Annotated in this window: 22 protein-coding genes; 10 read left to right on the top strand and 12 right to left on the bottom strand. The window is 64.8% G+C overall.

What is annotated here, in order from left to right; all coding sequences use genetic code 11:
- The first annotated feature begins 150 nt into the window (after nt 1-150).
- Nucleotides 151-2,883: an EAL domain-containing protein gene (locus tag AB3G31_RS06225; RefSeq protein WP_367849328.1), complete on the top strand. Its 2,733-nt coding sequence runs from the start codon at nt 151-153 to the stop codon at nt 2,881-2,883.
- A gap of 9 nt (nt 2,884-2,892) precedes the next feature.
- On the opposite strand, the gene AB3G31_RS06220 is transcribed toward AB3G31_RS06225, so the two are convergent.
- From AB3G31_RS06220 to AB3G31_RS06195, 6 genes are all read right to left on the bottom strand, one after another.
- Nucleotides 2,893-3,720, bottom strand: coding sequence for a universal stress protein (locus AB3G31_RS06220; RefSeq protein ID WP_367849327.1), 828 nt, complete (start codon nt 3,718-3,720; stop codon nt 2,893-2,895).
- Between the two features lie 25 nt (nt 3,721-3,745).
- Nucleotides 3,746-4,141 (bottom strand): DUF2177 family protein, encoded by a 396-nt coding sequence (locus AB3G31_RS06215; RefSeq protein WP_367849326.1) that lies wholly within the window; start codon nt 4,139-4,141, stop codon nt 3,746-3,748.
- Between the two features lie 148 nt (nt 4,142-4,289).
- Nucleotides 4,290-5,666: a cardiolipin synthase gene (gene cls, locus AB3G31_RS06210; protein WP_367849325.1), complete on the bottom strand. Its 1,377-nt coding sequence runs from the start codon at nt 5,664-5,666 to the stop codon at nt 4,290-4,292.
- A 20-nt stretch (nt 5,667-5,686) separates the two neighbouring features.
- Entirely contained in the window at nt 5,687-6,934 is a 1,248-nt protein-coding gene (locus tag AB3G31_RS06205; protein WP_367850300.1) for a sorbosone dehydrogenase family protein, read from the bottom strand.
- A 61-nt stretch (nt 6,935-6,995) separates the two neighbouring features.
- A complete protein-coding gene (locus AB3G31_RS06200; RefSeq protein WP_367849324.1) occupies nt 6,996-7,154 on the bottom strand; it encodes a DUF3309 family protein in 159 nt (52 codons plus the stop codon).
- Nucleotides 7,155-7,235: 81 nt separating this feature from the next.
- On the bottom strand, nt 7,236-7,445 hold the full coding sequence (locus tag AB3G31_RS06195) for a hypothetical protein (protein ID WP_367849323.1): 210 nt from the start codon (nt 7,443-7,445) through the stop codon (nt 7,236-7,238).
- 111 nt (nt 7,446-7,556) lie between these two features.
- On the opposite strand from AB3G31_RS06195, the gene AB3G31_RS06190 reads away from it, so the two are divergent.
- Complete coding sequence (locus AB3G31_RS06190) at nt 7,557-8,294, top strand: Crp/Fnr family transcriptional regulator (RefSeq protein ID WP_367849322.1); 738 nt, start codon at nt 7,557-7,559, stop codon at nt 8,292-8,294.
- Between the two features lie 67 nt (nt 8,295-8,361).
- Here AB3G31_RS06190 and AB3G31_RS06185 read toward each other — a convergent pair whose 3' ends face one another.
- The 3 genes from AB3G31_RS06185 to AB3G31_RS06175 form a co-directional block, all read right to left on the bottom strand.
- Nucleotides 8,362-10,395 carry an AsmA family protein gene (locus tag AB3G31_RS06185; protein WP_367849321.1) on the bottom strand — a complete coding sequence of 678 codons (2,034 nt, stop codon included), beginning with the start codon at nt 10,393-10,395 and terminating at the stop codon, nt 8,362-8,364.
- Between the two features lie 31 nt (nt 10,396-10,426).
- Entirely contained in the window at nt 10,427-10,924 is a 498-nt protein-coding gene (locus AB3G31_RS06180) for a pyridoxamine 5'-phosphate oxidase family protein (protein ID WP_367849320.1), read from the bottom strand.
- Nucleotides 10,925-11,032: 108 nt separating this feature from the next.
- On the bottom strand, nt 11,033-11,512 hold the full coding sequence (locus AB3G31_RS06175; RefSeq protein ID WP_367849319.1) for a hypothetical protein: 480 nt from the start codon (nt 11,510-11,512) through the stop codon (nt 11,033-11,035).
- A 253-nt stretch (nt 11,513-11,765) separates the two neighbouring features.
- Here AB3G31_RS06175 and AB3G31_RS06170 point away from each other — a divergent pair, with 253 nt between their 5' ends.
- The 7 genes from AB3G31_RS06170 to AB3G31_RS06140 all read left to right on the top strand — a co-directional run bounded on the left by AB3G31_RS06170 (nt 11,766) and on the right by AB3G31_RS06140 (nt 19,630).
- Complete coding sequence (locus AB3G31_RS06170) at nt 11,766-12,008, top strand: hypothetical protein (RefSeq protein WP_367849318.1); 243 nt, start codon at nt 11,766-11,768, stop codon at nt 12,006-12,008.
- Nucleotides 12,009-12,029: 21 nt separating this feature from the next.
- A complete protein-coding gene (locus AB3G31_RS06165) occupies nt 12,030-14,234 on the top strand; it encodes a catalase (protein ID WP_367849317.1) in 2,205 nt (734 codons plus the stop codon).
- Between the two features lie 80 nt (nt 14,235-14,314).
- Nucleotides 14,315-15,136: an alpha/beta fold hydrolase gene (locus tag AB3G31_RS06160; protein ID WP_367849316.1), complete on the top strand. Its 822-nt coding sequence runs from the start codon at nt 14,315-14,317 to the stop codon at nt 15,134-15,136.
- A 149-nt stretch (nt 15,137-15,285) separates the two neighbouring features.
- The gene (locus AB3G31_RS06155) at nt 15,286-16,320 is read left to right on the top strand and encodes an SPFH domain-containing protein (protein ID WP_367849315.1); all 1,035 of its coding nucleotides are present in this window, start codon (nt 15,286-15,288) and stop codon (nt 16,318-16,320) included.
- A 21-nt stretch (nt 16,321-16,341) separates the two neighbouring features.
- Nucleotides 16,342-17,850 carry a DUF4178 domain-containing protein gene (locus AB3G31_RS06150; protein ID WP_367849314.1) on the top strand — a complete coding sequence of 503 codons (1,509 nt, stop codon included), beginning with the start codon at nt 16,342-16,344 and terminating at the stop codon, nt 17,848-17,850.
- 17 nt (nt 17,851-17,867) lie between these two features.
- Nucleotides 17,868-18,086 carry a DUF350 domain-containing protein gene (locus AB3G31_RS06145; RefSeq protein ID WP_367849313.1) on the top strand — a complete coding sequence of 73 codons (219 nt, stop codon included), beginning with the start codon at nt 17,868-17,870 and terminating at the stop codon, nt 18,084-18,086.
- The gene (locus AB3G31_RS06140; protein ID WP_367849312.1) at nt 18,086-19,630 is read left to right on the top strand and encodes a polyamine aminopropyltransferase; all 1,545 of its coding nucleotides are present in this window, start codon (nt 18,086-18,088) and stop codon (nt 19,628-19,630) included. The genes AB3G31_RS06145 and AB3G31_RS06140 overlap by 1 nt, the downstream gene beginning before the upstream one ends.
- Here the strand turns inward: AB3G31_RS06140 and AB3G31_RS06135 are convergent.
- Nucleotides 19,627-20,538, bottom strand: coding sequence for a delta(1)-pyrroline-2-carboxylate reductase family protein (locus AB3G31_RS06135; protein WP_367849311.1), 912 nt, complete (start codon nt 20,536-20,538; stop codon nt 19,627-19,629). The genes AB3G31_RS06140 and AB3G31_RS06135 overlap by 4 nt on opposite strands.
- Nucleotides 20,539-20,546: 8 nt before the next feature.
- Nucleotides 20,547-21,557 carry a trans-3-hydroxy-L-proline dehydratase gene (gene lhpH / locus AB3G31_RS06130; RefSeq protein ID WP_367849310.1) on the bottom strand — a complete coding sequence of 337 codons (1,011 nt, stop codon included), beginning with the start codon at nt 21,555-21,557 and terminating at the stop codon, nt 20,547-20,549.
- Nucleotides 21,558-21,625: 68 nt separating this feature from the next.
- On the opposite strand from lhpH, the gene AB3G31_RS06125 reads away from it, so the two are divergent.
- Complete coding sequence (locus AB3G31_RS06125) at nt 21,626-22,363, top strand: FadR/GntR family transcriptional regulator (RefSeq protein WP_367849309.1); 738 nt, start codon at nt 21,626-21,628, stop codon at nt 22,361-22,363.
- Here the strand turns inward: AB3G31_RS06125 and AB3G31_RS06120 are convergent.
- Entirely contained in the window at nt 22,360-23,262 is a 903-nt protein-coding gene (locus tag AB3G31_RS06120) for a hypothetical protein (RefSeq protein WP_367849308.1), read from the bottom strand. The two genes, AB3G31_RS06125 and AB3G31_RS06120, sit on opposite strands and share 4 nt — an antisense overlap.
- Between the last annotated feature and the right edge of the window lie 20 nt (nt 23,263-23,282).

Below are 23,282 nucleotides of genomic sequence, written 5' to 3'. Positions count from 1 at the left end.
AAGGCTAAGCCCATGAAAACCACCCCAATAAAGCTGGTGCCGCCACCAGTACGGGGCGGTTTTTGGCAGCCTCACCCAGACCCACAACATTCCGCTGCCCTTGGGGCCGCAGCGCTGAACGGCAAGGTCCTCGAACAGCCTCCCTGCACCGTGTCCCAGCAAGTCGAGGTACTCGCCACGGTGCTGCACGACGCCGGGCGGCGCCTGGAAGCGCTGACGGAAGATGAGCAGGACGCGGTGGCCCACCCGCTTGGCCAGACGCCGTTGTTGCGGCATGCGCAAGACCAGCTGCGCCAACACCAGGCCAGCAGGCAAAGCGCCATCCTCAACGCCCTGCCTGTCCACATTGCCCTGCTGGATGCCCAGGGAATCATCATCTCGGTCAACGACGCCTGGCAACGCTTCGCCAATGCCAATATGCTGCCCAACACCCATTTTGGGGTGGGCCTGAACTACCTGGCGGTATGCGACGCGGCGGTAGGCGAAGCTTCGTCGGAAGGGGCCGTCGTAGCCAACGGCATTCGCTCTGTTCTAGAGGGCCGGGCGCCGAGCTTTTCAGTGGAATACCCCTGCCATTCGCCTACCGAGCTTCGCTGGTTCGTGCTCACGGCGACACCGCTAACAGATGGTGCGTGCAGCGGCGTGGTGGTCATGCACATGGACACCACCGCCAAGAAGCTCATTGAATTGGCTTTGCTGCGCCTGAGCGCGGCCATGGATGCCATCAAAGACGCCATTTATCTGGTGGACCGGGCCAGCATGCGCGTCGTGTACGTCAACGACGCGGCCTGCTACATGCGCAAGCAAACACGCGAGGTACTGCTCGCACAGACCCCCTGGGACCTGCTGGGCACTTCGCGCACCGAACTGGAGCATACCTACGATGCCATCATTGCCAGTGGCGAGGACACCAAGCCGGTAGAGATACTGCAAGACCGCCATGGCGATGGCAAAGCCTGGCTGGAGCTGCGCCGCCACGCGCAGTACGCTGGCGAACGCTGGACGATCGTCACCCTGGTCCGCGACATCACCGAACGCAAAAAGTCCGATACCCGGATCATCCACCTGAACCGGGTGTATGCCATGCTCAGCGGCATCAACGCGCTGCAGGTCCGGGTGCGCGACCGCAGCGCACTGCTCAGGCATGCCTGCCAGATCGCAGTAGAAGACGGTGGCTTCTGCGCCAGCTGGATCGGCCTGGTAAACCGCGGCACGATGGTGATCGAGCCCGTCGCCTCCCAAGGCCTGGATGCCGAGTTTCTGGGCATCCTCAAAGACCGCCTGGCGCTGGAGGTTTTCGAGCCCCAAAAAAGAACCATGGTGGCAGCGGTGCTGGGTGCTACGTCGGCAGTGGTGTCCAACGATGTGCAAAACGATCCCAGGGCCCTTTTCCCCCAGTTCCTGCGCCAGCAAGGGATACGGTCGACCGTCATGCTGCCGCTGACGATTGCCGACGAAATCGTCGGCGTGTTTACCCTGTACGCCCGGGAGCTGGACTTCTTTGGCCCCGAAGAGATGGCCTTGCTGAAAGAGCTGTCGGGAGACATTGCCTTCGCCATCGACCACATCGACAAACAGGACCAACTTAACTATTTGGCCTACTACGACGCGCTGACAGGGCTGGCGAACCGGCATCTGTTTCTGGAACGCGTCACCCAGTACATGCGCAGCGCTGGCGCCAACCACCAGATGCTGGCCGTGTTTTTGATCGACCTGGAAGGCTTCAAGAACATCAATGACAGCTTTGGCCAGGCTGTCGGCGACGCGCTGCTGGTACAGGTGGCGGCCTGGTTGACGCATGTGGTGGGCGATACCAACCTGGTGGCACACATCGGGGCCGACCACTTTGCGGTGGTGATGCCCGCGGTGGCACAGGCCGACGAGGTCGCACGGGCACTGGAAAAGGCAAAGAACGAGTTTCTCGACCATGTCTTTTACCTGAATGACTCCCAGTTCCGTATCGCGGCAAAAGCCGGTGTGGCGCTGTTCCCGGGTGACGGCAGCAGCGCCGACACCCTGCTCAAACATGCGGAAGCCGCGCTGAAAAAAGCCAAGGCCCGCGGCGACCGCTACCTGTTCTACACCCCTAAGATGACCGAATCGGTACTGGGTAAGCTCACGCTGGAAAACCAGCTGCGCCAAGCCCTGGAGAAGGAAGAGTTCGTCCTGTACTACCAGCCCAAAATCCAGCTGGGCAGCGGCAAACTCATGGGCGTAGAGGCGCTCATCCGATGGAACGATCCCCGCACCGGCCTGGTGCCGCCCGGACGGTTCATTCCGCTGCTGGAAGAAACCGGCATGATCTACGAGGTGGGTCGCTGGGCCTTGGCCAAGGCCATTGCCGACCATCTGCGCTGGCGCAGCGCGGGCTTGCCAGCGGTGCGCATCGCCGTCAATGTGTCGCCACTGCAGTTGCGGCACCCGGGCTTCATTGCCGACATCCGCCAGGCGGTTGGACACGACATCCACGCGGCCGCAGGGCTGGAGCTGGAGATCACCGAAAGCCTGCTGATGGAAGACATCAACCTCAGTATCGACAGCCTGCAAACCATCCGTGCCATAGGCATCCACATCGCCATCGACGATTTTGGTACCGGGTTTTCGTCGCTCAGCTACCTGTCCCGCTTGCCGGTGGACACCCTCAAAATCGACCGCTCATTCGTGGTGGGCATGGCTACCGGGCAGCAAGGGCTGGCGCTGGTGTCCACCATCATCGATCTGGCCCATGCCATGCACCTCAAGGTGGTGGCCGAAGGGGTGGAAACCGAAGAACAGTTGCGCCTGCTGCAGGGGCTGCGCTGCGATGAACTGCAAGGCTTCCTGGTCAGCCAACCCATCCCCGTGGATCTGTTCGAAACCCGGTTCCTGGCTCCGTCCAGGTAACCAAACAATTCAGTGCGATACCAATAGATAACGGTCGGCGTGCTGCAGCAGTTTGCGGGTAACACCACCCATCGCCCATTCGCGCAAGCGGCTGTGGCCATAGGCACCGGCGACGATGACACCTGCGCCTTGCTCCTCGGCGATCGCATCGAGCCCGGCAGCGTCGTCGCCGGACGACAGCACCACCAGCGACCGGGCCACCACCCCATGCCGCCGCAGCCATTGCACAACGTCGGCCAGACGCCGGTGGGCGTCGGCAAAATCGGCATCGGCGGCCATTTCGGCGACCACCACGTGCGCGGCTTTTTGCAGCAGCGGCATGGCATCGACCACCGCGCGGCGGGCTTCGCGTGAATCGGTCCAACCCACCACCACCCGGTCCAGCGAATGGTCCTCCAGCACCGGTGGCACCACAAAGATCGGCCGGCCCAGCTGCATGATGAGATCGCCCACCGGCACTCCGCGCGACGGGTCCAGGCTGTCTTTGATGCCACGGGCGGTGATGAGCAAGTCCGCGCAGCGGGCCTCGTGCACCACAAAGTCGGCCATGGGTGCAAACATCACCATCGACCGCCACTCCATGCTGGCAGCACGGCCTTCCAGCGCACCGCGAAACTCCGCTTCTGCGGCATCCACCTCGGCCTGCATCTCCGTTTTTTCCTGGGCGATCAGCTCGCCCGAGAGATAGGCCTCGCCATACACCATCTGCATCGGTCGGCACACGGCAATACCGACCACATGGGCCTGGAACCGCTCTGCCAGGTCCCCGGCGGCCAGCAGAACCGCTGCGTTGGCATGCCCCGCCTCCAGCTGCACCATCAACGTTGTGTAGGCCATGGTCCGCTCCTTGTAAAACCCGATCTCACATGTCCATCGCCAGCTTGCCCGCGGTGGCAGCCACCGCACTCGCCACACTGCCCCAGGCCATGTCCACCAGCGACAGCCACAACGGCCACGCCCGAAGCGTGGCCAGATTGGATAAATCATAGGTCGCGTACGCCACAAAGCCAAATAAGGCGCCCAGCAATGCGGTGCTGTACCAGCCCGCCGCTCCGGCCCGTGGTGCCACCACAAATACCACCAGCCCCACGGCATATACCGTGTAGAACGCCAGCGCCGCCCAGGCCTGGGGCCGCTCGGCCATCAGATGGCCGATACCGTTCTGGTAGAGCGACTTGGCGATAAAACCCAGCCACAGCACATCCATCGCCACCATCACCACCGCCACCACCACACCTGCTAAAAAGTATTTATTCATAAACGTATCGGCTAACAACAATATCTCAGTCAGAACGCACATAACCCAGAAACACCGCAGAACTGGCTTTGCCAGGCTGCTGGTGTTGCCCCCTGCAAGGGGGTTGGGGATCAGTGCATAGCACTGGAGCCTGGGGGTGAGCCCATATCTATAACCAGTATTCCCAGGCGCGGGCAAACCATTCCTTGAGCCGCAAATCGATGGAACGGCGCTGCCAGTCGGCCAGCAGCACCGGGTCGGAGGCGGCCAGATCCTTGTCGAACATGGCTTGCACCTGGCTGCCAAAGTCGGTGCCCAGCACCACGGCATTGAGCTCATGGTTGTGCAGAAAGCTGCGCCAGTCGAGGTTGGTCGAGCCCACCGTGGCCCACACGCCGTCGATCAGCGCGGTTTTGGAGTGCAGGATGACCCCGCGCCGCTGGTAGATCTTCACCCCCGCCTGCAGCAGCTGCTCGTAGTAGCGCCGCCCGGCGTGGAACACCAGCCACGAGTCGGTCTGGCTGGGCAGGATCAGCACCACATCCACCCCGCGCGCTGCAGCCGCCTTCAGCGCGGCCAGCAGCTGCGGGTCGGGGGCAAAGTAGGCATTGGTGATGCGTATGCTGGTTTCGGCGCTGCCAATGGCCGACAGCAGCGTGGCATAGATCTGGCTAAAGGGCTCGTCGGGCGTGCTGCCAATGGCACGCACCACCTGCTGGCCCACCCGCTCGGGCGGTGGAAAGTAATTTTTAGCCGCCAGCGGCGGGCCTTTTTGCGCTTCCCAGGTGGCGATGAAGAGTTTTTGGAAGTCGGCCACCACCGGCCCCTGCAACTGCAGGTCGGTATCGCGCCAGGCCAGGCTGTCCTCGGCGGGTGCGGCTATTTTGGGCTTGCGCGAGCCCCCCGAGTACACGCCGCTGATGTTGATACCGCCCAGAAACGCGGTGCGTCCGTCCACCACCAGCAGCTTGCGGTGGTCGCGCTGGTTCAGCTCCCAGGACTTGCGGGCCAGCAGCGGGTTGATGGGGTTGAACTCCAGCACCTGGATGCCGCTGTCGGCCAGTTGCTGGAAAAACGCCGCCGGGGTGCCCAGCGTGCCCACGCTGTCGCGGATCAGGTTCACCTGCACGCCCTGGCGCTGCTTGGCCACCAGCGCCTGGGCAAACTGCTGGCCCACCGCGTCATCTTCCAGGATGTAGGTTTCCATGTTGATGTGGTCTTGCGCCCCCGCAATCGCCGCCAGCATGGCCCGGTAGGTGGCCGGGCCGTCCTGCAGCAGGCGTACCTGGTTGCCCGCCGTCAGCGGGTTGCCCACAATCGCCTCTTCCAGCGCCAGGTGGCGTTCAAAAATGTCGGTGGGCGTACCCTTGCTCTGCAGGCGCGTCAGAATCACCTTGCTCTGCTCTGCCGACAATGCACCGTGCGCGCCCGCCAGGCGTACCGGTGTGCCGCGTGGCTGGGCGATATCGGGGGCAATGGTGGGCAGGCTGCTGCAGCCCGCAACAACCAACACCAGGGCGGCCACTACACCACGCAAAAAGCCCATGCTCGGTACTCCCGGTTGAATTAATACTTGGCTGTCACCCGCCAGACCACATTGCCCACATCATCGGCCACCAGCAGTGCGCCCTGTTTGTCCAACGCTACCCCTACCGGACGGCCATGCGCCTTGCCGTCGGCACTTAAAAATCCGGTCAGCACGTCCACCGGTGCACCCGCCGGTTGCGCCCCCTGGAAGGGCACGAAAACCACCTTGTATCCGCTGTGCGGCTTGCGGTTCCAGGAGCCATGCTGGCCCACAAACATGCCGTGGGCAAAAGCCGCTGGCAGGCTGGTGCCCTCGGACGATGCCAGACCCAGCGACGCAGTATGCGGCCCCAGCGCGTAGTCGGGTGCCAGTGCCTGGGCCACCAGCGCAGGCTGCGGCGGCTGCACCCGCGCATCCACGTGCTGGCCATAGTAGCTGTAGGGCCAGCCGTAGAAGGCACCGTCGCGCACCGAAGTCATGTAGTCGGGCACCAGGTCGCTGCCGATTTCGTCGCGCTCGTTCACCACCGTCCACAGCGCGCCACCGGGGGCGAATGCCATGCCGTTGGGGTTGCGCAGGCCGCTGGCAAAAATCCGGTGGGCACCGGTGCGCGGGTCTACCTGCCAGATGGCCGCCCGTTCAGTTTCAGCGGCCATGCCGCGCTCACCCACATTGCTGTTCGATCCCACCGTCACAAACAGCTGCTGGCCATCCGGGCTGGCCACCAGGTTCTTGGTCCAATGGTGGTTGATGGGGCCTGCGGGCAAGGCGACCACCTGCGTGCCGGGCGTGCGGATCTGCGTGTCGCCGGGGGTGTAGGGAAAACGCAGCACCGCATCGGTATTGGCCACGTACAAGTCGTTGCCCACCAGGGCCATGCCAAAGGGCGAATGCAGGCCCTCCAGCAGCACGGTGCGCACATCCACCACGCCGTCGCCCTTGCTGGAACGCAGCAGGGTGATGCGGTCGGCGCTGGCACCGCCCGCCCCGGCGCGGCCCATCACCAGGCCCATGACCCAGCCCTTGATGCCTTTGCCGTCCTCCGGCTTGGGCGGGGCGTTGGTCTCTGCTACCAGCACGTCGCCATTGGGCAGCACATACAGCCAGCGGGGATGGTCCAGGCCGGTGGCCAGTGCCGCCACCTGGGTGCCCGGTGCGGCGGTGGGTTGCATACCGCGCGACCAAGGCTGCGCCGGTGCAATGTTCACCGTAGGCACCATTGTCACCACGGGCGCGGGCAACACCGGCTGCGGGCCCGTGCCGTCGGACACCGACAGCCTCGCCATCTCACCGCAGGCGCCCAGCAAAGCCACGCCCAGGCAGGTAAAGATGGCAGCGGCTTTCACGTTAGATCCTGCCCATCAACAGCAGCACGATCACAATCACCACCACCAGCCCCAGGCCGCCGCTGGGGCCGTACCCCCAGCTGCTGCTGTGCGACCAGGTCGGCAGCACGCCGATCAACATTAAAACTAAAACGACCAAGATTATGGTGGTTAGACTCATGGGAACTCCCTTGTAGTGGATAGACAGCAGCGGTCGCTGCATACCCGCAATCTAGGGCTTGGCCGTCGGGTTTACCGTGCGCTAGCGCACATAGCCGGGGTGCGACCTCCGTAATCGTTCCAGGGTGTCTACACACTCCAACACCACGGGGCACACGGGGTGGCCCGAGGCGTCACGTACCACGGTGTCACGCAGGCGCGTCAACACCGCCTCAAACAAAACATCCCAGTCTTCCAACGCCAGCCGGTCGGCCGCATCGGGCAGGGAGATCGGTGGATAAGATGCGTGCATACAAACGTGAAATAAGTCTAAAACTGGACTGTATGGGCATTAACACCTAGACAAAGTGTAAAAAGACATATCTTTATTACCTCTACGGCCCACCCCAAAAAAGGAATCGCCATGGAAGAAGTCCGGTGCAGCGAGTGCCCGCTGCGGTCGCTTCCCTTGTTTATCGAGCACAACGGCGACGAGCTGGCGCTGGTGCAGTCGCTCAAGCGCCGCGAAGTCCATCTGCGGGCGGGCGAAACCCTGATCTACGAGGGGCAGGCCGACGCCCCGCTGTACACCTTGCGCAGCGGCTGGGCCTTTCGCTACAAGACGCTGAGCGACGGACGGCGGCAGATTTTGACGTTTTTGCTGGCGGGCGACTTCATCGGCGTGCAGCAGAAGATGGGCGATGCCTCGGCCCACGGCGTGCAAATGCTCACCGACGCGCAGCTGTGTGTGTTCCAGCGCGATGCCCTGTGGGAGCTGCACCGCCAGTCGCCCACCATGGGCTTCAACATCACCTGGCTGACCGCGCACGAGGAGTCGATGGTGGACGACACCCTGCTGTCCGTGGGGCGGCGCAGCGCCGAGGAGCGCATCGCCATGCTGCTGATCATCTTGTTCAAACGCGCCGCCGCACTGCAGCCCCATGGGGGAAAGGCGGGCGTACCGTTTCCGTTGACCCAACAGCACATCGCCGACGGCCTGGGGCTGTCCCTGGTGCACACCAACAAGACCCTGCGAAAACTGGAGCGCCGGGGCCTGCACCACATTGAAAACGGCACCCTGTACCTGCGGGACGCCAAAGCCCTGTCCCGGCTGGCCGATGTGTATGGCGACGGCAAGCCGCAGCCGCGCCCGCTCATTTAGCCAGCTATTTTTTTAATAGCTGCTCACGCCCATTGCATGGGCGTGAGAGGCCCAAAAGGCTTAAACTTTATTTTTGGCCTGTGGACCGCTGCGTCAAGGCCGCACAGCCGGATGCGCCCCGCTTGGCGGCATCGGCATCGCCCAGGTCGACCCAGGGGATCACGGCGGCGAGCGGGTTCACCAAGGCCAGCAGCAGCGAGGCGGCGGCCTTTTTGGCCAGGGGCTCTTTTTCCAGCGACACCTGCGGTTGGCTGAACGTGCCCTGCACCCGGATCGGCGTGCGCACGCTCAGCGGGCTGAAGTCCTTGGGTACCACCACCGCGCGCAGATCCAACGCCTCGGTGGCCAGCGACAGCGAACCGTCGACCCACACCGCCGAGTCGGTCGTATCCACCACCATTACCTTGGGGCGAAAGTTGCCGTCCTTGGCCACCAGATCGGCCACCGCGCACCGTACCGGCAGGGCATCGTCGCCCTTGACCAGCATGCCCAGGCTCTGGGCGATGTCCAGCCCGGCCAGTTCTACCCCCAGGTGCGACACCGTGCCGTTGCGCAAAGTGGTGCGGGCCGTGCCCTGCAGGCTGGCCAGAATCTGCGCGGTGGACCGGCCCTGCCCTGCCAGCTTGGCCTGGCCATACAACTGGCCTGACACATACGGCGGGGCCCCGTCGGCACGGGCAACCTTGATCCAGCGCTCCAGCCGCACCCCGTCCCAGCGCAGATCGGCGGTCCACAGGGCCTTCTCGCCCCGGCCATCCAGCGCCAGATCGCCGCGCAACTGGCCCTGGGCCGTGCGCGCCACCAGGTCGTGCAGGCGCAGCACGCCACCGTCCAGCTCCAGGTGCACCGCCAAGGGCTGCAAGGGCTCCAGGTAGCTGGTGTTCAGGTTCACCTCGCCAATGTCGATGAGCACGTTGGCGTTCATGGCGCGCAGGGAAGGCAGGTCAAACGGGCGGTCGGGCAGCACCCGGCCCTTGGCGCGGGCGTTGTTGGCCACCGGGGTGGCGGTATCGGCCATCTCGGTGGCCGTGGTACCCACCACCGGCCCCAGATCGGCCAGCAACAGGCGGCTACCGCCCAGCTTGCCCGACAGCATGGGCACACGGCCCGCCGATTCGTAACGGAAGGCACCGTGCAGGCGGCTGGCACCCACGGTGGCATCGTTCACCACCACCTGCCAGCGGCTGCCGGTCTTGACCAGCGTACCGTTGGTTTTGAAGGCCTCGGTGGTGGGCAGGGTCACCCCCAGCGGGTCGCCCACCGCCGCCAGCGACGGCCCATTGAGGCTGAAACGGCCGCTGAAATCTTGCGGCTTCAGGGCGTCGGGGGCCATGCCATTGAAGTCCAGCTGCGCGCGGCCCACGGTGGCGTTCAGGTTCACCACCACCGGCAGCACCGAGGTGTTGCCCCCTTCCGACGGCAGCACCGCCGACGAGGACAGCACGATCTTCAGCGGCTGCTTGCGGTAGCGGCCCTTGGCCTCGACCTTGACCAGGCTGGTGGTCTGCCCGTCGGCGGCTACGCTGCCAGGCAGCAGCGACAGCGTGGCGTCCATCAGGACCGACAAGGGCGCGTCGGTGTAGTGCACCAAGCCGTTGGTGACGCGCAGCGTGCCGAACTGCGGCAGGCGTGTCGGGCTGTCGGGCTGGGCCGCAGGGGGGGTCTTGCCGAATTGCCAGGAGGCCCGGCCATCGGCCATGCGCTCGATGTTGCCGTCCAGCGTGCGGGCCTGCAGGCTGTGGATGCGGACCGGCTCGCCCTGGTAGGCGCGCCACAGGTCGCTGTAGCCCAGCTCCAGCGCCACGTCTTCGGCCCGCAGCATGTACGGCGCGGTGCTCCAGGCCGGGGCGGCGATCTGCAGCAGCGGGGCTTGCAGGCGGATGCCACCAAGGAAGCGCACCGCAAAACCGGTGGCGGCGGCACCCTCGTCGGCAAAGCGCACCTTGCGGTCGAGCTTGTCCGACAGAAAATTTTGCAGCGGAGCGGCCAGAAACGGCCAGCCCAGCCATTCACCCACCGCCACCCCGCCTGCACCGCACAGCAGCACCGCCACCAGGCCCACACGCCATCGGGAGCCGGTTCGTATCACAGTTGTATTCATAAAGGCATGGTAACGGGGTGCTGAGGGGGTGCTAAGACAGGTCGGTCAGCGTCTGGTGCTCTCCCAGGGCCACCGGGCGACCCACCACGGCAGACGCGGCCATGGCCGCCAGGCGCACCATGCGGCCGTGCGGCACGTCCCAGTACTCGGCTGCGTGCGGCACAATTTTCAACAGGCCCAGATGGGTGGATTCCACACCGTCGGGAAACCACGGCCGGGCCAGCGGGGTCCACAGCCGTTCGAGCTCTTCGCGGTCGTCATGGATCTCGCCCCGGCCGGAAATCGACACGTAGGTGGAGCGCTCGGTATCGCTGAAGCTGAGGTTGACCACCTGCAAATGCTCCATTTTTTCAGAGCGCAGGTCGGTGAAGAACCAGAGTGCGCCTTGGGCATCCATCTCCAGCGGCACCATGGGCTGGCTGACCAGCGCGCCATGGTTGTCAAAGGTGGTCAACATGGCCACGGGGATGGATTCGATCAGGCTGCAGATGTGGCTGAGCTCGGGCTTGGCTTGGGGTTCGGTGTGCATGAGGTTTCCTGGATGGACAATGCCCCATCTTGGCGGTGACCGTCTCGGCGCACCATCAGTGGCCGCCGACAGTGCGTGTGGGTGCTCTCCTACAGCCTGCGCCGGGGCTCAGCCCAGTGCCACGAACCGGTCGGCCCGGGCCGCGTCAAGCACGCCTGCAGGGTTGGACACCAGCACCTCGGCGGGGCGCTCGCCGCCCAGCCAAAGGTTGGGCTGGGCAAACCACGCGGCCATCTCCCAAGGGGTGTAGACCGGATTGAGCTCTGCCAGCACCGGTGCCAGTTGCGGCAGCGGTGCCATCTCCACCATATCGAACTGGAACACCGGCATCCAGCCCTGCGCATGCCAGTCCAGGCACAGCACCTCGCGCCGCGCCATCCAGCGCGCCACGGTGGCCAGGTCCGGCCCACCGCGGCGCATGAACAGCTCCAGTACCTCATGGGTCCGTGCCAGCCCGCCGCTGGGCCGGAAGCTGTCGAGCAAGGCGATGAACTGGTGGTCTACCCCCGGTGACACCGGCGCAGCACCGCCAAAGACCGTGAAATACGGTGCGAACGACACCGGCGAAGGCATAGAAACAGGCTGCATGGCATCTCCATGGAAACAGGGGAACGAGGCCCCAAGGTAATCGCCCGCACCGGGCGCAGTCTGTGCGCTGGCACACGTAAACGCGCAAAAATGCCACGCAACATTTGCTCCTGAATAAATAGCTACCCACGCCTATCAGATGGGCGCTGGATGCCAATTTGTCTGACATTTTCCCTATGTGCCCTACCGCACGGACGGGCCGCGCGGTGCGGCCTAAGGTAATGGCACTGCAACCTCCGCGAGGCACTCCACCATGCCCAAACGAACCATTCCCGCCGTCCGCTCGGTCAACACCGCGGTCCCGGCCCGGCGCAGGCCCAACATCCTCAGCTCGGCCACGCCCAAGCTGCCGCACGAGCAGGACCAGTCGGTCGGCATGACCGACGGCATCCCCAGCAAAACGGTGCAGCAGGCCTACCGCGATGTGACCCAGGGCCAGCAGGACACCGACCGTGGTCCCGAAGCCCATCGAGCCTACCAAAAGCTGAAGAAGTAAGCCCCCACCCAAGGATTCCGCATGACCTCCACTGCCCACCAACAACTCGCCCAAGACCAGGCCGACTTCACCGCCGAAGGCGCGCCGCCACCCGGCAAGGTGGCCACCACCGCTCCGGTGCTGCCCGCCCCCACCCAGGCCCACGCCGAGGCGCTGACCACCAACCAGGGCCTGGCCTTCCCCGACAACCACAACGCGCTCAAAGCCGGTGCCCGTGGCCCCACGCTGCTGGAGGACTTCATCCTGCGCGAGAAGATCACCCACTTCGACCACGAGCGCATTCCGGAGCGCGCGGTGCATGCCCGGGGCGCGGGTGCGCACGGCTTCTTCGAGGTGTATGAAGACATGTCCACACTCACCAAGGCGGGCTTTTTGTGCAACCCCGGCGAGCAGACCCCGGTGTTCGCCCGCTTCTCCACCGTGGCCGGTTCGCGCGGCTCGGCCGATACGGCGCGCGATGTGCGGGGCTTTGCCGTGAAGTTCTACACCGCCGAGGGCAACTACGACCTGGTGGGCAACAACGTGCCGGTGTTCTTCATCCAGGACGCCATCAAGTTCCCCGACCTCATCCACGCCGTCAAACCCGAGCCACACAACGAGATTCCCCAGGCTGCCAGCGCGCACGACACCTTCTGGGACTTTGTGACGCTGATGCCCGAGTCCACCCACATGCTGATGTGGGTGATGTCCGACCGCGCCATTCCGCGCAGCCTGCGCATGATGGAAGGCTTTGGCGTGCACACCTTCAAGTGGGTCAACGCCGCAGGACTGGTGAGCTTTGTGAAGTTCCACTGGAAACCTACGCTGGGCGTGCACGCCCTGGCCTGGGACGAGGCGCAAAAACTGGCTGGCAAGGATGCCGATTTCCACCGCCGCGACCTCTGGGAAGCCATAGCGGCCGGGCATTTTCCCGAGTGGGAGCTGGGTGTGCAGGTGGTGCCCGAGGAAGACGAATTCCGTTTCAGCTTCGACCTGCTCGACCCCACCAAGCTGCTGCCCGAAGAGCTGGTGCCGGTGCGCCGCATTGGCCGCATGGTGCTCAACCGCAACCCCGACAACTACTTCGCCGAGACCGAGCAGGTGGCCTTCCACCCCGGCCACCTGGTGCCGGGCATCGATTTCTCGAACGACCCGCTGCTGCAGGGGCGGCTATTTTCGTACACCGACACCCAGCTGTCGCGCCTGGGCGGGGCCAACTTCCACGAGCTGCCCATCAACCAGCCCAAGTGCCCCATCCACAACTTCCAGCGCGACGGCATCCACCGCCAGCAGGTAACGAGCGGGCGGGTGGCCTACGAGCCCAGCACCCTGGCCGCGGGCGTGGAAGTGCGGGCCGATGGCCGGCAAGGCCCCGGCAAGGGCTTCACCAGCGTGCCAGAGATGCTGGATTCGCCCAAAATCCGCCAGCGCAGCCCCAGCTTTGACGACCACTTCTCGCAGGCCCGCATGTTCTGGATCAGCCAGAGCCCGGTCGAGCAAGACCACCTGGTGGCCGCCTTCCAGTTCGAACTGTCCAAGCTGGGCACGCCCGCCATCCGCCAGCGCATGGTGGACAACCTGGCCCATGTGGATGCCGAGCTGGCCACCCGCGTGGCCGCGCCGCTGGGCATCGGTGCGCCCGATGCGCAGGCCGCCACGCAATGGCCCGGCTTTCGGCAGGCCCCGCACCCGGTGGACGTGGTGCCCTCGCCCGCGTTGAGCATGGCGCCCACCGGCCCCGGCAGCGTGGCCACCCGCCAGGTCGCCATCCTGGTGTGCAACGGGGTCGACGCCACCGCGGTGGCCGCCGTACAGCAAGCCCTGAGTGAGGCCGGTGCCAGCAGCAAGATCATTGCCGCCGCGCTGGGCAAGGTGGAGGTGGCCGACGGTGGCTACCTGGCGGTGGACTGCACGCTGGTGACCACACCGTCGGTGGTGTTCGACGCCGTGTACCTGCCCTGCCTGGGCGTGCACGCCGCCGCGCTGATGGCCGATGGCGACGCGGTGCACTTTGTGCTGGAGGCCTACAAGCACTGCAAACCCATCGCTGCCTCGGGCTCAGGCGCAGGGCTGCTGGCCAGTCTGGGGATTACCATGCCTACCGAGCCCGGCGTGACCCAGCCGCAGCCCGGTGTGGTGCTGGCACCGGCTGGAGAATTGCCCGCGACCTTCGCCCCGGATTTCCTCCAGGCCATTGCCCAGCACCGCCACTGGGACCGCAACGGACTCTCCACCGTCCCCGCATGAAACTACAGTTTTGATAGCTTCTTGTGCTTACGGAATAAGCGCCAGAGTCCGATTTTGTACCTAACCCTCAGGAGTGCACCATGCCCACCGTCACCACCCAGGACAACACCCCGCTGTACGTCAAGGACTGGGGCACGGGCCGCCCGGTCATCCTGCTGCACGGCTGGCCGCTGTCGGCCGACAGCTGGGACGACCAGGCCATGGAAATCGCCGAGGCGGGCTACCGCGCCATCACCTACGACCGGCGCGGCTTTGGCCGGTCGGGCCAGCCCTGGAGCGGCTACGACTACGACACCCTGGCCGACGACCTGGCGGCGGTGGTCCGCTACGCGGGCGCGGCCAACACCACGCTGGTGGGCTTCTCGATGGGCGGCGGTGAGGTGGCGCGCTACATGTCGCGCCACGGCGGCCAGGGCGTGGTGCAAACCGCGCTGGTGTCGTCCGTGCTGCCGTTTCGCCTGCAAACGCCCGACAACCCCGAGGGCGCACCGCAGGCCGGGTTTGCCTCCATCGCCGAGGCGCTGCGCGAAGACCGGGCGGGCTTTTACACCGACTTCTTCAACGACTTCTTTGGCGTGGGCATCCTCAGCCAACCGGTCAGCGACGAGCTGCTGGCCTGGGCCCGCAACACCGCCATGCAGGCCAGCCTGCGCGCCACGCTGGAATGCCTGGAATCCTTCAGCAGCACCGACTTCCGCCCCGACCTGCCCGCCTTCAAGGTGCCCACGCTGATCATCCACGGCACCGAAGACCGCACCGTGCCCATCGCCAGCTCGGCCCGGCCCACGGCGCAAGAAATCGGCACCTCCACCCTGCTGGAATACGAAGACGCACCGCACGGCCTGTTTGCCACCCACAAAGAGCGGCTGACGCACGACCTGCTGGCGTTTCTGGGCAAATAAGAAATCCAAGCCAAATCAGCACCCCGCGCCGATGGAATAAGCACAAGCAGCTATGAAATAAGGAGTCTTTTCCAACACACCAAACTGCACACACGGTGGCCTGCCGCGTCGGATACCATGCCTGACCCAGTTAGCAACAGGAGCGCACCATGGCCTTGATGGACTTCATCCGCAAACAGTTCATAGACATCATCCAGTGGACGGAGGACAGCGACGGCACCTTGGCCTGGCGCTTCCCGATGGCCGACATGGAAATCCAGAACGGGGCCTCCCTCACGGTACGGGCCTCGCAGGTGGCGATTTTCATCAACGAAGGCCAGGTGGCCGACGTGTTTGGCCCCGGCACCTACAAGCTGACCACCCAGACCCTGCCGGTCCTGACCTACCTGAAGAACTGGGACAAGCTGTTCGAGTCGCCTTTTAAAAGCGACGTGTACTTCTTCAGCACCCGCCAGCAGATCGACCAGAAATGGGGCACGCCCCAGCCCATCACCATCCGCGACAAGGACTTTGGTGCGGTGCGCCTGCGCGCCTTTGGCAACTACAGCTTCCGCGTGGCCGACCCGGCCCTGTTCCACACCGAAATCTCCGGCACCCGCGACGCGTACGGCGTGGCCGATCTGGACGGCCAGCTGCGCGGTCTGGTGCTGCAAAACATCAGCACCGCCATTGCCAGCAGCGGCGTCCCGTTTCTGGACCTGGCGGCCAACCAGCACGCGTTTGCCCAGGCGCTGACCATCCAGCTGGTGCCCGAATTCGCCAAGATCGGCCTGCACCTGGACGGCATGACGGTGCAAAACCTGTCACTGCCCGAAGACCTGCAAAAAGTGCTGGACCAGAAAATCGGCATGGGCATGGTGGGCAACGACATGGGCAAGTTCATGCAGTACCAGACGGCGCAGGCCATCCCCAAATTTGCCGAAGGCGCGGGTGGCGGTGGCGGCGTGGCGGGCGATGCCATGGGCCTGGGCGCGGGCGTGGCCCTGGGCCAGGTGCTGGCGCAGAACCTGCAGGCCGGTTTGCAGGGCAGCGCCGCCCCTGCGGCCCCCGCAGCCCCCGTGGGCATGCAACCCGGCGAAGTCATGGCCACGCTGGAGAAGCTGGGCGAGCTCAAGACCAAGGGCATCCTGACGCAGGAAGAGTTTGATGCCAAGAAGACGGAACTGCTGAAAAAGCTGGTTTAAGCCTTTCGCCTTTCGATCTCTGTGGCGACCCCGTCCCCCCAACGCGCCTACCGCGCGCCCTGCCCTGGCTGTGGCGCGCCGGTCGACTTCCTGAGCGCGCAGTCCAGCCACGCCGTCTGCGCCTACTGCCAGAGCACGGTGGTGCGCAACGGCGAGACCCTGGCCCGCATCGGCAAGATGGCCGAGCTGTTCGACGACCACAGCCCCCTGCAGCTGCAGGCCAGCGGCACCTGGAACAACCTGGCCTTCACCCTGGTCGGCCGCCTGCAGTACAAGTACGCCGAGGGCACCTGGACCGAATGGCACGCCGTGCGCGCCGATGGCACCAGCGCCTTCTTGGGCGAAGACAACGGCGCCTACGTCTTCACCACGCCGCTGCTGGCCCAGCGCGAGATCCCGGCCGCCGAGCAGTTCCTCGTGGGGGCCACCACGGCCATCAACGGCAAAACCTTCAGCGTGGCCTCCAACCAGACCGTCTCGCTGATGGCGGCCCAGGGCGAACTGCCGCACCTGCCTGCACTGGGCGAACCCTTTGCGATGGTCGAGCTGCGCAGCGCCGAAGGCGAGGTCCTCAGCGTGGACTACGGCACGCAGCCCCCCAGCCTGTCCATCGGCACGGCGGTGCGGCTGGAAGACCTGCAGCTGGTCGGCCTGCGTAGCGAATCCGTCAAAGACGAGAAGGGCCGCCAGTTCGACTGCCCCAGCTGCGGCGCGCCCGTGTCCGTCAAGCTGGCCAGCAGCAAGAGCATCACCTGCGGGTCGTGCCACAGCCTGATCGACCTGACCGGCGGCATCGGTGGCGAGCTGCGCCACGCCGCGCAGGACGAACCGGTGCAGCCGCTGATCCCGCTGGGCAGCCAGGGCAAGCTGCAGGGCGTGGACTGGCAGGTGGTGGGCTTTCAGCACCGCATGGGCACCGCGCCGGGCGATGACGAGCAGTTTGGCTGGGAGGAGTATTTGCTCTTCAACGCCAAGCGCGGGTTTTTGTTTCTGGTGGACAGCACCGAGGGCTGGAGCCTGGTGAAGCCCGCCACCGGCGCGCCCCAGATGGCCGGTAACGGCCAAAGCGCCACCTACCTGGGCAGCCGCTACCAGCTCAAGGACACCTACAACGCCGAGACCAGCTACGTGCTGGGCGAGTTCTACTGGCAGGTGCAGCGCGGCCAGAAAACCAGCAACCGCGACTTCGCCAGCGGCAAAAGCCTGCTGTCCATGGAGCAGTCGGCGCAGGAAGTCACCTGGTCGGTGGGCAGCACCGTCGACAGCAGCCTGGTAGCCACGGCTTTCAAGCTGGAGGGCAAGAAAGACCTGCTCCAACGCAGCGACGCCAGCCCCTTGGGCCTGGGCCTTGCCGGCATGTCGCCAAAAACGGTGGTGTGGATCCTCATGGTCGTGGTGCTGTTGGTCGTGGTGTTCAGTTCGCGCAGCAACTGCGACCCGAACGTCGAAAACTGCAGTTCCGGTGCATCCAGCGGCCGCACCTCGGGAGGCTCGTACGGCGGGTTCTCCAGCGGTGGCGGACACAAATAACTTTCAAGGAGATCAACATGGTTATCGAATGGCTACGGCCCGAAGTGGTTTTGGGCTCCGTCGTGTACGCGCTGGTGGGCGTAGCGATTTTTGGGCTGTGCTTTGTGGTGATGGACAAGCTCACGCCCTACAAGCTGTGGGAAGAAATCATTGAAAAGCAGAACCTGGCGCTGGCCCTGGTGGTGGCCGCCATGTCGCTGGGCATCTGCATCATCGTGGCGGCAGCTATCCACTGATGCGGGCTGAGAACGCCGGGCCGCGCCCGGTCGAGGTGGCGCTGCTGGCCTCGGTGTTCATCGTCTCGGCTTGCGGGCTGGTGTACGAGCTGGCGGCGGGCGCGCTGGCCTCCTACCTGCTGGGCGACTCGGTGCTGCAGTTTTCCACCGTCATCGGCACGTATTTGTTTGCCATGGGCGTGGGCTCGTATTTGTCGCGCTTTTTCGAGCGCCAGTTGCCCGCGCATTTTTTGCGCATAGAACTGCTGGTTGCGCTCATCGGAGGGGCGCTGCCAGCTCTTCTTTTTATAGCAAACGCCTATTTGCCCGGCGCTTTCCGCCCGCTGCTGTACAGCCTGGTGTTGCTGGTGGGCACGCTGGTGGGGCTGGAGATTCCGCTGGTGATGCGCATCCTGCAGCGCAATGTGGCCCTGAAGGATCTGGTGTCGCAGGTGCTGACTTTCGACTACCTGGGCGCGCTGGCGGTGTCGCTGGCGTTTCCGCTGCTGCTGGTGCCGCACCTGGGCCTGATCCGCACCGGGTTGCTGTTTGGCCTGATGAACGCTGCCGTGGCGCTGTGGGCGCTGTGGCTGTTTCGGCACGATTTGCGCCAGTTCAAAGCCCATGCTCTGGCCTGCGGCTTGACACTGGCCGCCCTGGCAGCCGCCATGGCCGCCGCCGACTTTATCACCACCTGGGCCGAAGACAAGCTCTACCAGGACCGCGTGGTGATCGCCACCACCACGCCCTACCAGCGCATCGTGGTCACGCACGGCGCGGGCGAGGGCAAAGCGGGCTACCGGCTGTTTTTGAACGGCAACCTGCAGTTTGCCCAGCGCGACGAATACCGCTACCACGAGGCCCTGGTGCACCCGGTGATGTCCGCCCAGGGCGCGCCCAAAAAGGTAGCTGTACTGGGCGGCGGCGACGGCATGGCGGTGCGTGAAATCTTGAAATACCCCGGCGTGGAGAGCATCACCCTGGTCGAGCTGGACCCGGCCATGACCCATTTGTTCCAAACCCAGCCTGCGCTGGTGCAGCTCAACGGCGGCGCGCTGCTGTCCCCCAAGGTGCACATCGTCAACACCGATGCATTCAACTGGCTGCAAACCACCACCGAGACCTTCGACGTGGTCATCGTGGACTTCCCCGACCCGACCAACTTCGCCATCGGCAAGCTCTATACCAACTCGTTCTACAGCCTGCTGGACCAGCGCCTGGCCGCCAGCGGCTACGCCGTCATCCAGACCACCTCGCCCCTGGTGGCCCGCCGCAGCTTCTGGACCGTGGCCACCACTATCGAGTCCGTGGGCCTGACCGCCACGCCCTACCACGCCCACGTACCCAGCTTTGGCGAATGGGGTTACATCATTGCCAGCCGCCGCTCCTACCGCATGCCCACCACGCTGCCCGAGGGTCTGCGCTTCTTGAGCCCGCACAGCCTGCCCGCGCTGTTCGACTTCCCGCTGGACATGGCCCGCGTGCCGACCGAGGTGAACCGCCTGTCGAACCAGGTACTGGTGACGACGTACGAGGCGGAATGGGGGCGCGTCGCAGCCCGTTAGAGGGCGGTAATGGCCACCCGCGCCGCCGCCAAATCCCACGCCGCCTGGCCCACGGTTTTGAACACCGGGGCGAGTTTGGAGGGAGGCAAGGGAGAGGCCAACACCGATGCCAGGCTGCGCACCTGGCTCCAGTCCACGCCCGCTTGCAGCAGGTCACCCGCTTCGTGTTGCGCCCCACCCAGGTCGTCCACCACGATCTGGCGGCTGTGCAGCAGCGCCGGGGGAAATTCCGCCATGTCGGGTTTGAAAGCCCCCACGCCGATGGCCAGGGTGTGGTCGGCGATGTGGGCGGGAATCACCGGCGTGCGCGAGGTGGTCAGGGCCAGCACCAGGTCGGTGGGGGGCAAGGCGTGTTCCAGATCGTCCACCGCCACCGCCTGGACCTGCGGGTGCCGCTTCTGTAACGCTGTGCAAAAGGCCTGGGCGGATGCCAGGCTGCGGCCCGCCACCCAGAACTGGGCGATTCCCAGGTGCTCCACCAGCGCATCCGCATGGGCGGCAGCCTGGGCTCCGGTGCCGATCAGCAGGGCCGTCGCGGGCTTGTGCACGGCCAGTGTCTGGATGCCCAGCAGCGTAACGGCAGCCGTGCGGCGGGCGGTGACGGTAGGGCCGTCCAGCAGGGCCAGGCGGCGGCCGGTGGCGCTGTCCATCACCACCACCTCGCCCTGGATCACCGGCAGGCCGTGGGCGGCATTGCCCGGGTGCACGGTGACCAGCTTGGTGACGCTCAGGTCCTGCGCCACGGCGGGCATGGCCAGCAGTACACCGCCCTCGGCCATGGGTACCACCAGGCGCTCGGGGGCGTTGATCTGCTGCTGCGCCAGCTCCTGTGCAGCCCGGGCCACGGCGGGCACCAGCTGGGCATAGGGCAAGGCCCGGGCGGTCTGTTCGGCGTTCAAAATTTGCATGGCAGCTCTCAGCGTAAAAAGAAACCGGTGGGAAACGGGTCCAGCTCTTCCAGCACCCACTGGTGGTGGCCCATGATGTGGGCGCTGCCGGTGACCTCGGTAAGCGCGCCGTCAAACTCGCCCACCTTCACCGCCTGCGTCACCTTGACCTCGAATGCGCTGCCCACGATGCTGCCGTTCACATAGGTGTGCCCCAGCGGCAATTGGCCACGCAGAAACAGTTGCGCCGCCCGGCCCGAGGTACCGGTGCCGGTGGGCGAGCGGTCGACCTCGCGGTCGGCAAACACGCAGACGTTGGACTGGTCCACCCCGGCACAGTTGGGCGCGCTGTCGATGATGCTGCCGTAGAGCTGGTCCAGCCCCGGCTCCAGCGGGTGCTGGATCTTCACCTGGGCGATAACCGCGGCCTTGGTTTCTGCGCCCAACTGGATCAGTTGACGGACCAGTTCCGGCTTCACCGTCAAACCCGCCTGCTCGGCGTTGAGGTAGTAGTAGAACGCCCCGCCAAACACGATGTCGCCACGCACCCGGCCAAAGCTGGGCGTGTCCACCTCCAGGTCGCGCCGGTAGATGAAGGCCGGTACGTTCTTGAACGTCACCTTGCCCGCACGCTGGCCGTCCCACTCCACAAAGGCCTCGATGAAGCCCGCCGGTGCGTCAAAGCCGATGCGCGTCAGCGGGCTGGTGCGCTGCACATAGCCCAGTTCCACCAGCACCTTGCCCAGGGCGATGATGCCGTGGCCACACATGTCGCTGTAGCCCTCGTTGTGGATGAAGATCACGCCAAAGTCCGCGCCCGGCGTGGTGGGCGGCAGCAGGTAGGCGCCGTACATGTCGGCATGGCCGCGCGGCTCGTTCATCAAAAACTGGCGCAGGTCGTCGCGGTGGGCTTTGAGCCAGGCACGCTTTTCCAGAATGCCGGTGCCGGGCACGGCAGGCAGGCCCGAGGTCAGGATGCGCAGCGGCTCGCCGCCGGTATGCGCGTCCACGGTCTGGACGGTACGGACAAGGTTCAACATGGCGGTTTCCAGGGTAGAAGGAATGTGGTTTCATTCTAACCAAACTGGTTTTAAAATAGTGCCACTTTATGAAATCCCCTCTGCCCGCCGATGCCGCCCCCTCGCCCCTGCGCGTGCCGCAACTGTACGAACTGGTGGCCGACCGTTTGAAAAAATCCATCCAGGACGGCAGCTACCCACCCGGCGCGCGCCTGCCCGCCGAGCGCGACCTGGCCACCACCCTGGGCGTGGGCCGCGCCACGGTGCGCGAGGCCATGGGCGCGCTGGTCAACCAGGGCGTGGTGCAGACCCGGCCCAACGCGGGCTCTTTTGTGCGCGACGCCGCCCTCGAGGTGATGCGCAGCGCGGCCAGCGCCCCGCCCGCGCCCGATACCAGTCCCTTGTCCACCCTGGCCGCACGGCTGGCCATCGAGCCCCTGGTGGCCCAGTTTGCCGCCGCCGTGGGTGGCCGCGACCCGGACATCGAGCGCCTGCTGGACCGCATGGAACACACCAGCGACCTGACCGACCCCGCCCAGCGCCGCGCCTGGAACGAGGCCGACCGCCAGTTCCACCAACGCATCGCCCAGATGAGCGGCAACCCGGTGATGGTGGCCATCGCCCAGGTGGTCGCCGCAGCGGTGGACGAGCCCCTGTGGCGCCAGCTGCGCGACCACGGCATCCACGACCCGGCCCGTGCCCGGCTCTACGTGTACGAGCACCGCCTGATCTACGAAGCCATCGCCACCGGCAACGCCGAGGCGGCAGGGTTTTACGTGCGGCAGCACCTGGAGCGGGTGCAGAAGGACATGCTGGCGGCGGGCTAATTAGCCTTCGCGGTAAAGCCGCCGATGATGCCCCAATTGGTCGAGGGTCCGGAACCCACATAGCTACGCGCAACGCCACTGATTTCCCGACCACCTGGACCATAAAAACGACCGCTTACTTCCGTATTGGAATTACCCAACATACAACTGAAAGTTCCAGCCGCCATGTTCACGCTGGCGATGCACGCCAGAGTAGTGATGGGACCAGAAGCCTGCGCTTGCAAGTTGTATTCAGAGTAAGACGGCACTCCACCGACTGGCTGGAAATGGACAAGATTGAAAGTACCCGCCAAATTCACACTGACGGCAGCAGTTTGGCTGCTTGTGTCAAAGCTGATCGCTACGCTGCCATAGTCTGTATTGACGCGATCATAATCAGGGAACAGGTAGTGCATTCCAGCCAAGCCTGTGTATTGCTTGATACCACTGTTCGGCAGTTCGCTTGGCACTGTTGGACTCCCATAAACGTATGCGCCCCAGTAGGTAGGTCTTCCAGAAAAATAACCTTGATGCTCATCACCTACATAGGACCACAGTGCGAAAGCGCTGTACCCGATACCAAAAGATGATAGGTCATGGTCAACCACCCACCAAGACTTTATCAAGCCGCCATTTTCAATCACAGCGCGATCACTGTAGTGGCGCGTCACAGGAATGGACGCTAGCGCCGTCGTTGATTTTTTCGCGTCGATCAAATCCAAACCCTCGCTGAAAGAGTTTCCGTTTACCGGGTCGGTGGCACCGGAGATAGAAAAGCCTTGTTGGTGCGCTTGTGTACCGCCAAATCCATTTACAGCGACGACCGGATTGAACCAACTTGCCGCCGCAGGTCTTAAGTAACCCGCACTTGATCGTGACGTGTAAGGAGCACCATTGGCAATCAACACCAAGCCAGGCAAAGCCGCTCCCGTCAAGTCCT

The sequence above is a fragment of the Rhodoferax sp. WC2427 genome (assembly GCF_040822085.1).
In the GTDB taxonomy this organism is placed as follows: domain Bacteria; phylum Pseudomonadota; class Gammaproteobacteria; order Burkholderiales; family Burkholderiaceae_C; genus Rhodoferax_B.
This window is presented reverse-complemented; position numbering and strand designations above follow the sequence as displayed.

What these genes read in the sequence shown, in the direction of transcription:
- AB3G31_RS06220 (WP_367849327.1), bottom strand. Translation starts at nt 3,720, where the DNA reads ATGGCCTACACAACGTTGATGGTGCAGCTGGAGGCGGGGCATGCCAAC.
- AB3G31_RS06215 (WP_367849326.1), bottom strand. Translation starts at nt 4,141, where the DNA reads ATGAATAAATACTTTTTAGCAGGTGTGGTGGTGGCGGTGGTGATGGTG.
- cls (WP_367849325.1), bottom strand. Translation starts at nt 5,666, where the DNA reads ATGGGCTTTTTGCGTGGTGTAGTGGCCGCCCTGGTGTTGGTTGTTGCG.
- AB3G31_RS06205 (WP_367850300.1), bottom strand. Translation starts at nt 6,934, where the DNA reads ATGGCGAGGCTGTCGGTGTCCGACGGCACGGGCCCGCAGCCGGTGTTG.
- AB3G31_RS06200 (WP_367849324.1), bottom strand. Translation starts at nt 7,154, where the DNA reads ATGAGTCTAACCACCATAATCTTGGTCGTTTTAGTTTTAATGTTGATC.
- AB3G31_RS06195 (WP_367849323.1), bottom strand. Translation starts at nt 7,445, where the DNA reads ATGCACGCATCTTATCCACCGATCTCCCTGCCCGATGCGGCCGACCGG.
- AB3G31_RS06190 (WP_367849322.1), top strand. Translation starts at nt 7,557, where the DNA reads ATGGAAGAAGTCCGGTGCAGCGAGTGCCCGCTGCGGTCGCTTCCCTTG.
- AB3G31_RS06185 (WP_367849321.1), bottom strand. Translation starts at nt 10,395, where the DNA reads ATGAATACAACTGTGATACGAACCGGCTCCCGATGGCGTGTGGGCCTG.
- AB3G31_RS06180 (WP_367849320.1), bottom strand. Translation starts at nt 10,924, where the DNA reads ATGCACACCGAACCCCAAGCCAAGCCCGAGCTCAGCCACATCTGCAGC.
- AB3G31_RS06175 (WP_367849319.1), bottom strand. Translation starts at nt 11,512, where the DNA reads ATGCAGCCTGTTTCTATGCCTTCGCCGGTGTCGTTCGCACCGTATTTC.
- AB3G31_RS06170 (WP_367849318.1), top strand. Translation starts at nt 11,766, where the DNA reads ATGCCCAAACGAACCATTCCCGCCGTCCGCTCGGTCAACACCGCGGTC.
- AB3G31_RS06165 (WP_367849317.1), top strand. Translation starts at nt 12,030, where the DNA reads ATGACCTCCACTGCCCACCAACAACTCGCCCAAGACCAGGCCGACTTC.
- AB3G31_RS06160 (WP_367849316.1), top strand. Translation starts at nt 14,315, where the DNA reads ATGCCCACCGTCACCACCCAGGACAACACCCCGCTGTACGTCAAGGAC.
- AB3G31_RS06155 (WP_367849315.1), top strand. Translation starts at nt 15,286, where the DNA reads ATGGCCTTGATGGACTTCATCCGCAAACAGTTCATAGACATCATCCAG.
- AB3G31_RS06145 (WP_367849313.1), top strand. Translation starts at nt 17,868, where the DNA reads ATGGTTATCGAATGGCTACGGCCCGAAGTGGTTTTGGGCTCCGTCGTG.
- AB3G31_RS06140 (WP_367849312.1), top strand. Translation starts at nt 18,086, where the DNA reads ATGCGGGCTGAGAACGCCGGGCCGCGCCCGGTCGAGGTGGCGCTGCTG.
- AB3G31_RS06135 (WP_367849311.1), bottom strand. Translation starts at nt 20,538, where the DNA reads ATGCAAATTTTGAACGCCGAACAGACCGCCCGGGCCTTGCCCTATGCC.
- lhpH (WP_367849310.1), bottom strand. Translation starts at nt 21,557, where the DNA reads ATGTTGAACCTTGTCCGTACCGTCCAGACCGTGGACGCGCATACCGGC.
- AB3G31_RS06125 (WP_367849309.1), top strand. Translation starts at nt 21,626, where the DNA reads ATGAAATCCCCTCTGCCCGCCGATGCCGCCCCCTCGCCCCTGCGCGTG.